Source organism: Dasania marina DSM 21967 (genome assembly GCF_000373485.1).
GTDB lineage: Bacteria > Pseudomonadota > Gammaproteobacteria > Pseudomonadales > Dasaniaceae > Dasania > Dasania marina.
On the sequence record NZ_KB891576.1, the window covers coordinates 80,785 to 94,997 of the forward strand.

General features: G+C 47.4%; 10 protein-coding genes. 4 read left to right on the top strand and 6 right to left on the bottom strand.

Annotation, left to right across the window (positions count from 1 at the left end):
- Window positions 1-162: 162 nt before the first annotated feature.
- Window positions 163-2,511 carry a bifunctional salicylyl-CoA 5-hydroxylase/oxidoreductase gene (locus B067_RS22105; protein ID WP_019528970.1) on the bottom strand — a complete coding sequence of 783 codons (2,349 nt, stop codon included), beginning with the start codon at window positions 2,509-2,511 and terminating at the stop codon, window positions 163-165.
- Window positions 2,512-2,728: 217 nt separating this feature from the next.
- Between B067_RS22105 and B067_RS0105020 the strand changes: the two genes are divergently transcribed.
- On the top strand, window positions 2,729-3,211 hold the full coding sequence (locus tag B067_RS0105020; protein WP_019528971.1) for a MarR family winged helix-turn-helix transcriptional regulator: 483 nt from the start codon (window positions 2,729-2,731) through the stop codon (window positions 3,209-3,211).
- Between the two features lie 98 nt (window positions 3,212-3,309).
- Here the strand turns inward: B067_RS0105020 and B067_RS0105025 are convergent, their stop codons facing one another.
- Window positions 3,310-4,071 (bottom strand): SDR family NAD(P)-dependent oxidoreductase, encoded by a 762-nt coding sequence (locus B067_RS0105025; RefSeq protein ID WP_019528972.1) that lies wholly within the window; start codon window positions 4,069-4,071, stop codon window positions 3,310-3,312.
- A 776-nt stretch (window positions 4,072-4,847) separates the two neighbouring features.
- On the opposite strand from B067_RS0105025, the gene B067_RS0105030 reads away from it, so the two are divergent.
- The 3 genes from B067_RS0105030 (at window position 4,848) to B067_RS0105040 (ending at window position 7,357) form a co-directional block, all read left to right on the top strand.
- A complete protein-coding gene (locus tag B067_RS0105030) occupies window positions 4,848-5,675 on the top strand; it encodes an enoyl-CoA hydratase family protein (protein ID WP_019528973.1) in 828 nt (275 codons plus the stop codon).
- Window positions 5,676-5,691: 16 nt separating this feature from the next.
- On the top strand, window positions 5,692-6,873 hold the full coding sequence (locus B067_RS0105035) for an acyl-CoA dehydrogenase family protein (protein WP_019528974.1): 1,182 nt from the start codon (window positions 5,692-5,694) through the stop codon (window positions 6,871-6,873).
- Window positions 6,874-6,937: 64 nt separating this feature from the next.
- The gene (locus B067_RS0105040; protein WP_019528975.1) at window positions 6,938-7,357 is read left to right on the top strand and encodes a RidA family protein; all 420 of its coding nucleotides are present in this window, start codon (window positions 6,938-6,940) and stop codon (window positions 7,355-7,357) included.
- A 250-nt stretch (window positions 7,358-7,607) separates the two neighbouring features.
- Here the strand turns inward: B067_RS0105040 and B067_RS21165 are convergent, their stop codons facing one another.
- From B067_RS21165 to guaB, 4 genes are all read right to left on the bottom strand, one after another.
- Window positions 7,608-9,671, bottom strand: coding sequence for an ATP-binding protein (locus tag B067_RS21165; RefSeq protein WP_083921361.1), 2,064 nt, complete (start codon window positions 9,669-9,671; stop codon window positions 7,608-7,610).
- Between the two features lie 10 nt (window positions 9,672-9,681).
- The gene (gene torT / locus B067_RS0105050; RefSeq protein ID WP_019528977.1) at window positions 9,682-10,752 is read right to left on the bottom strand and encodes a TMAO reductase system periplasmic protein TorT; all 1,071 of its coding nucleotides are present in this window, start codon (window positions 10,750-10,752) and stop codon (window positions 9,682-9,684) included.
- 150 nt (window positions 10,753-10,902) lie between these two features.
- A complete protein-coding gene (gene guaA / locus B067_RS0105055) occupies window positions 10,903-12,483 on the bottom strand; it encodes a glutamine-hydrolyzing GMP synthase (RefSeq protein ID WP_019528978.1) in 1,581 nt (526 codons plus the stop codon).
- Window positions 12,484-12,568: 85 nt separating this feature from the next.
- Window positions 12,569-14,038: an IMP dehydrogenase gene (gene guaB, locus B067_RS0105060; protein WP_019528979.1), complete on the bottom strand. Its 1,470-nt coding sequence runs from the start codon at window positions 14,036-14,038 to the stop codon at window positions 12,569-12,571.
- Window positions 14,039-14,213 lie beyond the last annotated feature (175 nt).

Here is a 14,213-nt window from a genome sequence, read left to right on the forward strand (position 1 = left end):
TATCCGTATAGCAGCAGCTATACGGTCTTCGCCAAAACGAGCAACATCGGTATCATGTACGCAACGCAAGCTCATGATATTTCATTACATCCATTTTATTTTGACCCCTAACATAGCTAGGGGGTGTTTCGGTTATAGTAACCGTTAAAAAAAGTGTTATTGCTACTCTTTATAATGACGCTTTGGTTTGGCTTTCCGCTGTAGTTGCAGCTGCGTTTCACGCGCCTTACCTAATACGCTGTACGCCTGCTGCTGGCCAGACAGATATTGATGTTCCCAACCCTGATCGTCCTTAACCCCATAGCTAGCCGCCGCCTGTCGGGTAAAATACGGATTCCATAAATGCGGGCGCCCTATCGCTACCAAGTCAGCACGACGAGTATGCAGAATAGTATTTATTTGTGCCGCGTCGCTAATACTGCCAACAGTCATGGTCGCCATCTTCTTAACATTGCGAATGGCCTCAGAGAACTCCACCTGGAACATACGGCCATAAATAGGCTTTTGATCGGATACCGTCTGCCCTGCAGAAACGTCAATCAGATCACAGCCCGCATCGCTAAAGGCTTCGGCAATAGCAAACGTATCGGCTTCAGTGATACCACCTTCTTTCCAATCAGAGGCCGAAATTCGCACCGACATGGGCTTGGATTCTGGCCAAACTTCGCGCATAGCGTTAAACACCAGCAACGGAAACCGCAGACGGTTTTCTACACTACCACCAAACTCATCGCTACGCTGATTGGTCAACGGTGACAAGAAACAAGCTAACAAGTAACCATGCGCACAGTGAAGCTCTATCATGTCAAAGCCTGCGCGATCTGCCCGCTGCGTAGCAGCACGAAAATCGTCAACAATCCTATCCATGCCTGCTTGATCCAGCTCTTGGGGCACCTGCGAGATGCCATCAAAATACGGGATTGGAGAGGCTGAACACAGCGGCCAGTTTTTATCCGTCGTCTCGATTGGCATATCCATTTTTTCCCAGCCCAGCTGAGTTGACCCCTTGCGACCAGAGTGTCCCAACTGCATACACATTTTGGTATCGGTATGCTCATGAGCAAAGTCGACAATGCGCGCCCACTGGGATTCTTGTTCATCCGTCCACATACCTGGGCAACCAAGGGTGATTCGCGCATCTGGTGAGGGGCAGGTCATCTCGGTATAAACCATCCCCATCCCGCCAGTGGCATGGCCAGAATAATGTACCAGATGCCAATCGGTGAGGTTACCGTTTTCATCCGCCGAGTATTGTGCCATAGGCGACATAACCACGCGGTTGCGCAATTCCATCTCACGGAGTTTGAATTTAGTAAACATCGGGGTCGGTCGACTGTCACGGTAATCGTAACCTGTCTCTTGGAAGTAGCGTTGGTACCACTCGGTATCGACTTTTTCCACAAATTTAGAGTCACGCAAAATCAGATTGTCATAAGTAACAGACTTTGCCCGGCACATCACTACCATGGCAAATTGCATGGTCTCCATATCCCAGGAACGGTCCATGTGTTCAAACCAAGACAGGGATACGTCGGCATTATGCTGCACGATTTGGGCGGGCACTCGGCGTAACTGATCATACTTCCGAAAAACCTTCTCCACACTCTCGTCTGCATGTTCGATTACCGCATCGTGCAGACCAATGGCACACTCCATAGCCAGCTTCGTGCCTGAACCAATTGAAAAATGCGCCGAAGCCTTGGCGTCACCGAGAATAACAATGTTTTTATAATGCCAATTATTGCAAAAAATACGTGGGAAATGTCGCCACAGAGAGCGATTCAGTATCAGCGAATGCCCCTCAAGCTCTTCGGCAAAAATAGCCTCCAGCTTTTGCTTGGAATCCTCCTCATTAACTTCTTCAAAACCCCAACCCTGCCAGCACTCGTCAGACATTTCAAATACCCAGGTAGATTTCCCTGGTTCGTATTGGTAGGTGTGAGCACAGATCAAACCGTGTTCGGTTTCTTTAAAGAAATAGGTGAAATCTTTCAGCGGACGAGTAGAGCCCATCCAACAGAATCGATTGGACTTCATCACCGTGCTAGGTTTGAAGTGATCCTTATAATATTCACGAATCGGTGATGCGATACCATCGGCAGCTAAAATAATGTCAGAATCGGCAAATTGCATTTCCAGATCTTCCGGATTAATACGAGCTTCAAACGTCATCTTAACGCCAACCTCACGGCATCGCTCTTGCAACATAGTCAGTAATCCGACCCGAGAAATCCCACAGAAGCCATTACCCTCGCAACGAACCTCTTCGCCCTTACGCTGGATAACAATATCATCCCAGTAGGCGAATTTGTCGCGGATACGCTCGTAAGATTCCAAATCCCGGGACAAGAATTCATCCAATGTTTCATCGGAAAAAACCACCCCAAAACCAAAAGTGTCATCAGCGCGGTTTTGCTCAAAGAGCTCGATTTCCCAATCGGGCTGCGCTTTTTTGGTTAGCAGCGCAAAATACAAGCCCCCCGGGCCACCACCAATTACTGTAATTTTCATAAATTGTCTCCTCAATATATAAACCGCACCTATATGCAAATATATTACAGGATAATATCTTACATGCAAGATATTAAACTGTAATATACCTCCTTGTGCGTTTTATATTGCAGACTATCGGCCAACCCTTATAATCGCGTGAAAAACACCGCAGCGGCTTGCGCTACAATAGTCCCCCGCCCCTTGCACTACAACCCTGAACTGGACAACGACTTTCATGGAAAAACTAAAAAACCTGCAAATGGACGAGATGGATACTACCTATGTAAAACTCTGGTTGCTGCTAGCTAAGAACTCCAAAGCTATTGAGCAGGAAATGGAGGCCCGCTTTCACAGAAACTTCAAGCAAAGCATGTCACGATTTGACGTTTTGTCTCAGCTGGACCGTTCCGATCCTGAATGGCTCCCTGTCGGCAAGCTAGCCAAAAAACTCATTGCCTCCAAGGGTAATATTACTCGTTTGGTAGATCGCATGATCGACGAGGGCTTAATCGACCGACGCGCCAGCCCTGAAGACCGCCGCATCATCCACCTTGGGCTCACCACCAAAGGACGCGAACTGTTTGTCGAAATGGCCATAGCGCACGCCGAATGGGCAAAGTCCATGTTGGATAGCTTGGACCCAGAACACACACAACAGCTGCTGGCTCTATTAAATGAACTTAAAAAAACACTCAATGTGTCTAACAGCAACACATAGACGGCAGGCAACAGGCCGCTAGAGCTTCAAAACATATGCCTATGATCAACTGAAAGCCTGTCTACAGGCGTTCAAATAACTCATTATTCCAGCAGCCCCTACATGACCTCTCCGCCAGCTACCGCAATTGCTTGTCCGGTAACTGCCGAGGCCCCTGGCGAACATAACCACATAACTGCACTAGCAACCTCCTCAGGCTGCACAAGACGCCCCTGTGGATTGGATTGTGTTAACTCTGCAAGCGCTTCCTTTTCACTACGCCCGGTTTTCTCTACGATATTCTTTATAGAATCACGCACCAACTCAGTATCAGTATAGCCCGGGCAAACAGCGTTCACGGTTATGCCTTTAGTCGCAGTTTCCAAAGCCAAAGAGCGGGTCAACCCCAAAACACCATGTTTGGCGGCGCAGTAAGCAGCAACATAACCGTAGCCCTTCAAAGCTGCCGTACTGGCAATATTAATGATTCGCCCCTCACCGGATTCGCGCATCTGTTTAAGCGATTCCCGGCAACAATAAAAAACACCGTTAAGATTGACCGCCATCATTTGTAACCAATGCTCGTCATCCATTTTATGAACAGGCGAGGTATGAGCCTGGCCAGCGTTGTTGATCATAATATCTATAGGGCCAAACACTTCTTTCGCCTGATTGAATGCCGCTGTTACGCAATCGCTTTGCGTGACATCTAAGGCTATAGCTTGAGCTTGGGGCAGCTGACTCGCTTTTTCCTGCAGCGGCGCCAATGTACGCCCCATCAAAGTTACTCTAGCCCCTTCTTTAGCTAGCGAATCGACTATGGCAGCCCCTATCCCCTTACCGGCGCCGGTGACTACTGCGTGTTTGCCTTTTAACAACATATTTAAACCATCCGAATTAGGGAGCAATAAAAAATCAAATCATGCCATGCCGTTTTGATACGAAATAGCACCTTTTAAAAAACCAACAGACTTACGAGTAGCTACCAAGCATCACACGGGGTTCGTCATGCGCCACTTCGCAGGTATTAACCACCGCTAGGTTCATCACAGCACAAATTATGTCGAATTCATTGTCGACACTGTTGCCCAGTGCATTAATACATATGCAAGGGCTGGACTGGCAACCTACATCTTCGCACTATTTAACAACTAACCCCTAAATAAGGTACCTAAAAAGGTAAGCCCGCTCGACTTTTGTTGACCGGGTTATCATACCTCTCGGGTCATGATCAACTCAGCCTAGCCAAGCTGTACATTCACCGATATCAACCCTGTAGAGTAAGGCCAAAAACTTCGTAACAGTTGACCCTCCATACTCGAGGTAGCAGCCTACCCTAACAATAATGCGCGCAACATATTTGACTATAAACTTCTCATCGGTCAATTGGTCAATTGGTCAGCCAACTAACGCTAGGGAGCGTCCCGATCGACCCCCCATCACAATAGCAATTCCTAACATTGCGCTTATTCTATAAGGTGTCAGCAAGTGATCAAGACTTTATATTACACATAATATATTTGCCAGTAATATTTTTATACCCTACACTATCACTATCAAACGGGTGTGGTCTCACCCAAAGCATCACCCGACCCAGAATTAAGGCTAACTTATCCAGTGAAAGGTATTGTTGGTAGATTTCGACAGGAGCAGAGCAATGAGCACAAAGAACAACTTAGAGCCGACGTCTTTTACGCCCAAACATTTCCTTTGGAACTATGACAATGGCCTAGCCACCATCACCTTAAATATCCCCGAGCGCAAAAACCCACTTACCTTTGACTCTTACGCCGAACTGCGTGACACCTTCCGTGACCTGGTGTACTGCAGAGAGGTAAAAGCAGTGGTAATTACTGGGTCTGGTAACAACTTTTGCTCTGGCGGAGATGTGCACGACATCATCGGCCCTCTGACCAAAATGGATATGCGCGAACTGCTGGACTTTACCCGTATGACTGGCGATCTAGTCAAGGCCATGCGTCACTGCCCGCAACCTATACTAGCTGCCGTGGACGGGATATGCGTCGGCGCCGGCGCCATTATCGCCATGGCCAGCGATCTACGCTACGGTACCGAAAACAGCAAGGTTGCTTTTCTTTTTACTCGCGTTGGCTTGGCCGGCTGCGACATGGGTGCCTGCGCAATACTGCCACGCATAATCGGCCAAGGGCGCGCTTCGGAACTCCTCTATACCGGCCGTATTATGCGCGCCCCCGAAGCTGAACGGTGGGGGTTTTTTAATCGCCTATGCAGCCCTGAATCCATTTTGGAAGAAACTCAAGCCGTTGCTCGAGATCTAGTGGCAGGCCCGACCTTTGCCCACGGAATTACCAAGACCATGCTTCATCAAGAGTGGAATATGGGTATCGATCAGGCTATTGAAGCCGAAGCTCAGGCGCAAGCTATCTGCATGCAAACTGCAGATTTCGAGCGCGCTTATCAAGCGTTTATCAATAAAGCCTCCCCTCTTTTTGAAGGCAACTAATTTTTGGGTGTAACAGATGACAGAACAACAGACCATAGACAAAAGCTATTTACAATGGCCTTTTTTGGCGGACAACCACCGCCAGCTGGCCGATGACATCGAAAACTGGGCACAGCAACATGTAGACTCAGCCCCCCACGGAGACATCGATGTCGACTCAGAATGCATAAAATTGGTGCGCCAATTAGCTGCGGGGGGGATCTTGGCCCACTCAGTTGCTCAGCGCCAATCTGGCGAAAAGCTCGATGTAAGAAGTATGTGCCTAATACGCGAAACACTTGCTCGCCACTCCGGCCTAGCGGATTTCGCCTTCGCTATGCAGTGCTTAGGCAGTGTACCCATCAGCCTTTTTGGTAATGACGCGCAACAACAACAATACCTAACAGCGGTTCGTGCCGGAAACAATATTGCCGCTTTCGCCCTAACAGAACCCGAAGCAGGTTCCGACGTAGCCGCGATGAGCACCGCTGCCGTGCGCAAAGGCAACGATTATGTGCTTAGTGGCGAAAAGACCTTTATTTCCAACGGCGGAATCGCCGATTTCTACATCGTTTTTGCCCGCACTGGCGGCGCCGGCGCCAAAGGGATTAGCGCATTTATTCTCGATGCCGACACGGTTGGGCTGGAAATCGTAGAGCGCATCGAAACCATCGCGCCTCACCCATTGGCCCGCCTTAAATTTAACGACTGCCTCATGCCAGCGAGCAAGCGACTAGGTGAAGAAGGCGAAGGCTTCAAGATCGCCATGGCCTCCTTGGATACTTGCCGCTCTACCGTAGGTGCCGCAGCTCTTGGGTTTTCCCGACGCGCGCTGAGCGAGGCCCTGCAACGTACCGGCAGCCGTAAACTGTTTGGCGAACCGATGATCAAGATCCCTGGTGTGCAGACGCAACTAGCGGAAATGGCATTAAATATCGATACCAGTGCCCTACTGATCTATCGCGCCGCCTGGGAAAAGGACTGCAATTCTGATCGAATTACCCGCGAAGCGGCCATGGCAAAATTACATGCCACAGACTCTGCTCAGAAAACCATCGATGCCGCGGTCCAACTGTTTGGCGGTTTGGGCGTAACCAAAGGCGTCAAAGTTGAAGAACTTTACCGCGACATTCGCGCCTTGCGGATCTACGAAGGGGCCTCTGAAGTGCAGAAATTAATCATCGCACGGCAGACACTACTAAACGCGGGCATGATCTAAAGTAACAAACTCACGCCTACTGCTAGGCCGCCATCATTAAACGATAACCACACGGAAAAACACCATGCAGATAATTCAACCCGAAGGCTGGAAACAACCCAAAGGCTACTCCAACGGAATTTTGGCCGAAGGCAAAACCCTCTATATCGGCGGACAAATCGGCTGGGACATCAACGAGCAATTCCAGAGTGACGACTTTGTCCAGCAAGTCCATCAAACACTGCTTAATACGGCCGCCATATTGAAAGCCTCTGGCGCAGGGCCTGAACACATAACCCGTATGACTTGGTATATTACCGATAAACAAGCGTACCTTAGCTCGGCTAAAGAAGTGGGGCGAGTTTACCGAGATGTGATTGGCCGAAATTTTCCTGTTATGGCCATGGTGCAAGTGGTAGCCCTGATGGAAGATCAAGCGAAAGTAGAAATAGAAACCACAGCCGTCATTCCACATGACAATACTAAGGAACAGCACCCCAGTTAATCATTGGCCCTGAAAAGCGCCAGCCAAACTATCAGTAAGAGCATCTACCCGCTAGATGCTTTGGCTATCGGAATATGGATTATATGCTGCAAGGTATCTATGCGTGATCTAGTAGAGGCTGGAATTGCCATTTGAAATATAGAATACCGCCGGATAGAAAACGAGGGCGGAGAATGGCCGAGAACTTTTCTAGATATAGGTCGGCCTACTTCCCTAAATTACGGGTAAGTACAAATTAGATATCGAAAAGCTAATGCTGAGAAATATTTTTCAATATGCAATATTTCAAACGCTTAGGGTCTATAGGCTTACTGAGATAATCATCCATTCCTGCCGCCAAAAAACGCTCTTTATCGCCAACCATGCCATGGGCTGTCATGGCAATAATAGGTATGCTATCCCAGTGTGATCGCCTGCGTATCTCCTGGGTGGCGGTAACACCATCCATCACAGGCATATCGATATCCATAAAAATTAATGCATATTTTTCGCTATTGCTACCATCTATTTTAACAACGGCCTCTAAGCCATTGTCAACCACATCAACTTCCATATTAAAATGTTCCAACATGCCTTTTGCTACAGTCTGATTTACCAGATTGTCTTCAGCAAGTAGCACTTTAAGGCCCGCGGGAATGTGCTCTTGTTTGTCATCAGCGTGCTTGTCAGCACCCTGCTGAGTGCTGATAGTAGCTGAGGAAGAAAGTGGCACCGGAATAAAAAAACTAAACTCAGCACCCTTACCTTTAACACTGCTTACGCTGATGCCGCCGCCCATTAAATCAAGCAATTGCTGGCATATCGCTAAACCCAAGCCTGTGCCCCCATACTTTCTAGTCGTTGAACCATCCGCCTGCGTAAAAGCTTGAAATATTTTTTGCTGCTGCGCCAAGTCCAATCCTATGCCACTATCGACAACGGTAAATATCAAATCTATAGCGGCATCAGCACGCGCTATCGCACTGATAGATAAACGCACCTCGCCTTGATCAGAAAACTTAATAGCATTACTCAGTAAATTCGTTAACACCTGCATTACCCGCGACTCATCAGCGCGTACAATGTCGGGAACAGTGTCAGCAATCTCAACAACTAACTGTAAGCCCTTCTCTTCTGCGGTATAGCTAAATAAGCGCTCTATTTTTAGTGCTAAGCCAGCCACCTCAAAATCTTGCTTATCTATCTCCAGCTTGCCTGCTTCGGCTTTAGAGTAATCTAAAATGTCATCTATAATTCTCAGTAATGAATGTGACGCTAACTGTATATTGCCAATTTGCTCTTGCTGTTTATCGGATATAAGCGATTTCCCTAGCAGATAAGCCATACCTACCACCGCATTCATGGGGGTACGTATTTCATGGCTCATCCTAGCTAAAAACTCACTTTTTGCCTTATTAGCCAGCTCAGCCTCTTGCCGCCGTAAGGTCTCCTGGCTCACTCGCTGAATTTCAACAATCAGGAACAAGCCAAAAACAATAATAAGAAAAACAATAATAATGCCAGCAATAACGGTTATTTTAAATTTACCCAAATCAGGGCCACCACGAAAGCTGCCATCAAAAAACCAACGAAAATGCCAGTTCGCCCCTGCTGACAAAAAACGCGTATCCAGTGAGTAAGCGATAGTCTCGACGACATCACCATTAACTGACAATGTTGCTAAACGCTCACCCACAATAGACTCTATGGAAAGCTGACCATTAAAGCCTGGCTCATTTTTTAGCAACGATAAATCATGTAACAATGCCTCTAGGTGAACCACTGACACCACGAATAAACCTTGCTCATGACCACCGCCCACAGCACTGATCAATAAACTTCTTGCATCAGTCGCGTTGTCACTCATGGGATAAAAATACAATCTGTCATCATTAGCGGCGGTTTTTACCGCGCCAGCAATTATTGAGTCAGGCATAAATTTGGCACCTACCTGTAACATAGAGTCAACAACTGAGGAATGCATCACGGTGATTTCACCACTATCAGCTGCACGGCTAAGCACCGCAACCTCTACGGTGCGATTTTTCTCCCAACTGTATTCCAAGCGCTCTATAGCAGTAAAAAATTCATCTTCTGACACATACTCCGATGCCTCGTGATGTATCAGCACCGTCAATAAAGTTTCTTGATACTGCTGCAACCAACTCAGCCACGTACCGGAAGCATCTTGCGCCGCAACACTAGCCTGTTGTTGCCAAGAATTATGCGCTGCCCGCCATTGATCCATGGCGAATAAAACTATCATTGTGCTAATGAAAACAAGAAAAATAAGGCCGCCTATAAATAGACGTATTGACGATGGTGAAACCCGCATAAACGCTCAGCTATTTAATGGATAGTTCAGCAGAAAAACCGTTAGGCGCTAAAATAGTGTCGGTATCAATATGCTGAATATTACTTTGATCGATGATTTGTACTCTAGGCCCCGCATGCTTATAAAAAGGCCTGCCCTCTAAAACCCTTACCGCCTGATCTATGGCGATCTGCCCCTGCAACACGGCAGCAATACTGGGTGCTGCCAACACTTGCTTTCTGGCTATCGCATTATAAATACTGCGGGTCATATAAGAGGAAATTAATACCGGCTTGTTATCGCCGGGATAGCGTCTCATCATAGGTAAGGCGGCCAATATCGCTGCGGCATTACCCACTATCACATCGATATCGTTATGTTCAGCAAAAGTTTTTTGTAATAACGCCCCTTGTACTTTACGACCCACATCACCGTATTGGGTAGTAATGATATTAATAGGATAGCCTGCTAAGGCATCCACTAAACCACGGTTACCCATTTCCACCCATGAAGCCGACTGTGGCCCGGGAAACCAAGCCACATTTAAAGGCCTTTGCTGCTGGCGCTGTAGCTCAATAATATATTGGCCGGTCACTGTGCCTACATGATAAAAAGAAACCAGTGAACGGGCACTCAACACTAGGCTAGACATGCCGTTAACTAGATCGATAACCGGTATATTTTTGGCGATGAGCTCAGCAACTAAATCATTAAGGCCTTCACTATCTATAGCGGCAATAAGTACCGCCTGCGCGCCTTGCGCAACACATTGTTCTATCTGCTCTATCTGATAGTTCAAGTTATCATAGCCACCGGCCGGATAGAGCTCTAACGCCACTCCCAAACGTCGTGCCTCTTGCGCCACGCCATAATTTAGCGCCATCCAATAGTCATCTTTTAAATGGGGAATACTCACGCATAAGCGCCACTTTTTACTGGCCTTAGTTAGAGCGGTATAGTTAAGCTGCCTGCTCGCGCCCTCTATATTAAAAGAGTTTACTGCTGAATCCACCACCACAGGAAACCACGGCTTTTGCTGCGCCCATGTAGGCATAGACACAGCAACGATTAAAAATGCAGCAATAATTTTTATTATATTCATGCCCTGCCTTTTATTAATGGTCGCTATCTTATATAGCCCATAAAGCTAATAACGTACACCATTTCACACTGTTTAATAACCACGGTTAAACTCAGCTCAAAAAAAACGGCGCTAGTAGCGCCGTTTCTTCAAGTGTTTAAACCGTTAACACTACTCCCACTCTATAGTGGCTGGCGGCTTGCTAGAAACATCATAAGTTACCCGCGACACACCACTAATTTCATTAATAATGCGGTTGGATACTTTTTCTAATAAATCATAGGGCAAGTGCGCCCATCTAGCCGTCATAAAGTCTATGGTTTCAACCGCACGCAGGGCAATCACGTAGGCATAGCGGCGAGCATCGCCCACCACACCCACCGACTTAACCGGTAAAAACACCGCAAAAGATTGGCTGGTTTTGTGATACCAATCGGCAGCGTGCAGCTCTTCTAAAAAGATGGCATCGGCTTCGCGTAAAATATCAGCATATTCTTTTTTCACTTCGCCTAAAATACGTACCCCCAAACCTGGGCCGGGGAAGGGATGCCTATAGACCATGTCATAAGGTAGGCCTAACTCTAAGCCCACTTTACGCACTTCGTCTTTAAATAATTCGCGCAGCGGCTCTACCAATTCAAACTGCATATCATCAGGCAAACCACCGACATTGTGGTGCGACTTTATGACATGAGCCTTACCGGTAGCGGCAGCAGCAGATTCAATCACGTCAGGGTAAATCGTACCCTGCGCCAACCATTTCACATTTTTTAATTTTGATGCTTCTTCATCAAAAATATCAATAAAGGTATTGCCTATGATTTTTCGTTTTTTCTCTGGGTCGCTTTCGCCCTTAAGATTATTCAAAAACAATTCTTCGGCATCAGCGCGTATCACTTTTACACCCATGTTTTTGGCGAACATCTCCATGACTTGGACGCCTTCGTTTTTGCGCAGTAGGCCATTGTCGACAAATACACAGGTTAGCTGATCACCTATAGCGCGATGTAATAAAGCCGCCACCACGGAAGAGTCCACCCCGCCGGATAAGCCTAGTAAAACTTTATCGCCGCCTACCTTCGCTTTTACATTGGCAATAGCATCTTCAATAATATTGGCCGCTGTCCACAAAGCGTCACAGCCACATAACTCTAATAACAGGTGCTCAAAAATACGCTTGCCCTGTAGGGTATGGGTCACTTCAGGGTGAAACTGCACACCAAAAAAGCGTTTCTCGGGGTGATACATGCCTGCGATGGGACAAGATTCCGTAGAGGCCATTAACTCAAAGCCTTCGGGCATCACTACCACCTTATCGCCATGGCTCATCCACACATCCAACAACGCCGCACCGGTGTCGGTGTTTACATGGTCTTTAATATCGTGCAGCAAGGCTGATTCGCCTTCGACCTTAACCTGGGCATAACCAAACTCGTGTATCTCAGAACCTTCTACCTTGCCGCCCATTTGCTCGGCCATGGTTTGCATGCCGTAGCATATACCTAATACCGGCACACCCAAATTAAACACTAACTCTGGTGCACGGGGCGATTGCGCCTTGGTAACTGATTCTGGGCCGCCCGCTAAAATAATGCCCTTGGGATTAAACGCTTTAATATCTTCATCGCTAATATCAAAGGCACGTATCTCACAATACACGCCTATTTCACGCACTCGACGTGCAATCAGCTGGGTATATTGCGAGCCAAAATCTAAAATTAAAACTTTCTGGGCGTGAATATCACGTGGCATAGTCAGCGATCTCTAAAACAATAAAAAAGAAAAGGTCATTACACATAAGTAAAAAGGGGCAGCCTGTGGCTGCCCCTGCTACTGTTTATGCGCGTGGATAATTCGGTGCTTCCTTGGTGATACTGACGTCATGCACATGACTTTCGTTCATGCCTGCGGCAGTCACCTGCACAAACTTAGGTTTAGTGCGCATGGTTTGCATATCGGGGCTGCCGGTATAACCCATGGCCGAACATAAACCGCCCATTAATTGATGCACTATGGCCGACAAAGGGCCTTTATACGGTACCCGGCCTTCTATGCCTTCGGGTACTAATTTTTCTACCCCGCCATCGACACTTTGAAAGTATCTATCACTAGAGCCTTGCGTTTGTGCCATAGCACCCAACGAGCCCATGCCGCGGTAGGATTTATAAGTACGGCCTTGGTACAACTCTACTTCGCCAGGCGCCTCTTCCGTGCCGGCAAACATGCTGCCCATCATCACCGAGCTAGCGCCAGCGGCTATGGCTTTAGATATATCGCCAGAAAAACGTATACCGCCATCGGCTATCACTGGCACATCGTGCTCACGTAGGGCCATGGCAACATTGGCTATCGCTGACATTTGTGGCACACCTATACCCGTAACTATACGCGTAGTACAAATAGAGCCTGGGCCTATACCCACTTTAACCGCGTCGGCACCGGCTTCAACCAAGGCCAAAGCAGCCTCAGCCGTGGCGATATTACCACCCACCACTTGTATTTCGGGGTATTTTTGTTTGATTAAGCGCACACGCTCAATTACGTTTTTAGAATGGCCGTGTGCGGTATCAACGACCAACACATCCACACCCGCCTCTATTAATGCCGCAACGCGGTCATCGGTATCGGCACTGGTACCCACAGACGCACCCACCCGTAAACGACCGTCGTGGTCTTTACAAGCTTTGGGATAGGTTTGCGCCTTGTTCATATCTTTAACAGTAATCATGCCGCACAATTTAAAGTCGTCATTAACCACTAATACTTTTTCTATGCGGTGTTTGTGTAATAGCTCACGTACCACTTCTAAATCTTCACCTTCTTTCACGGTGACTAATTTTTCTTTAGAGGTCATGATTTTAGCAACGGGAGCATTGAGATCTGTTTCAAAGCGCACATCACGGCTGGTGACTATGCCCACTAAATCGCCCTTATCAATAACCGGGACACCGGAGATATTATATTTCTCACGGATCTCAAACAATTTAGAGATGGGTTCATCGGCATTAATGGTAATAGGATCTTTTACCACGCCACTTTCATATTTTTTAACTGAGCGCACCTGCTGGGCCTGCTCGGCTATGGTCATGCTTTTATGAATAATGCCTATGCCGCCCTCTTGCGCAATGGCAATGGCTAGGCGAGCTTCGGTCACCGTATCCATAGCCGCCGAGACCAGTGGCATGTTTAGGGTGATACCGCGAGTGAGGCGCGTAGTTAAATCGACATCTTTTGCGGTGACTTCAGAATAGCCAGGCAGCAATAAAACATCGTCGAAGGTTAAGGCTTGTTCAGCAATGCGCAACATATTAGATTCCAGTTGATCTGCTGTAAAAAGAAACGCCGCTTTGACACGGGTATAAATTAGCCCCGCATTGTAAGCTATTGATAAGCCAAGGTAAATACGAAAGCCCTGTGTTTATGGGGCTTTCCTAAAACTAAGCCAAACCTTATCCCAGCCCTAAACCCAGCTACAGCGACAA

Excerpts from the sequence above, each read along its gene's own strand:
- B067_RS22105 (WP_019528970.1), bottom strand. The coding sequence starts at position 2,511 with ATGAAAATTACAGTAATTGGTGGTGGCCCGGGGGGCTTGTATTTTGCG.
- B067_RS0105020 (WP_019528971.1), top strand. The coding sequence starts at position 2,729 with ATGGAAAAACTAAAAAACCTGCAAATGGACGAGATGGATACTACCTAT.
- B067_RS0105035 (WP_019528974.1), top strand. The coding sequence starts at position 5,692 with ATGACAGAACAACAGACCATAGACAAAAGCTATTTACAATGGCCTTTT.
- torT (WP_019528977.1), bottom strand. The coding sequence starts at position 10,752 with ATGAATATAATAAAAATTATTGCTGCATTTTTAATCGTTGCTGTGTCT.
- B067_RS0105025 (WP_019528972.1), bottom strand. The coding sequence starts at position 4,071 with ATGTTGTTAAAAGGCAAACACGCAGTAGTCACCGGCGCCGGTAAGGGG.
- guaA (WP_019528978.1), bottom strand. The coding sequence starts at position 12,483 with ATGCCACGTGATATTCACGCCCAGAAAGTTTTAATTTTAGATTTTGGC.
- B067_RS0105040 (WP_019528975.1), top strand. The coding sequence starts at position 6,938 with ATGCAGATAATTCAACCCGAAGGCTGGAAACAACCCAAAGGCTACTCC.
- B067_RS21165 (WP_083921361.1), bottom strand. The coding sequence starts at position 9,671 with ATGCGGGTTTCACCATCGTCAATACGTCTATTTATAGGCGGCCTTATT.
- B067_RS0105030 (WP_019528973.1), top strand. The coding sequence starts at position 4,848 with ATGAGCACAAAGAACAACTTAGAGCCGACGTCTTTTACGCCCAAACAT.
- guaB (WP_019528979.1), bottom strand. The coding sequence starts at position 14,038 with ATGTTGCGCATTGCTGAACAAGCCTTAACCTTCGACGATGTTTTATTG.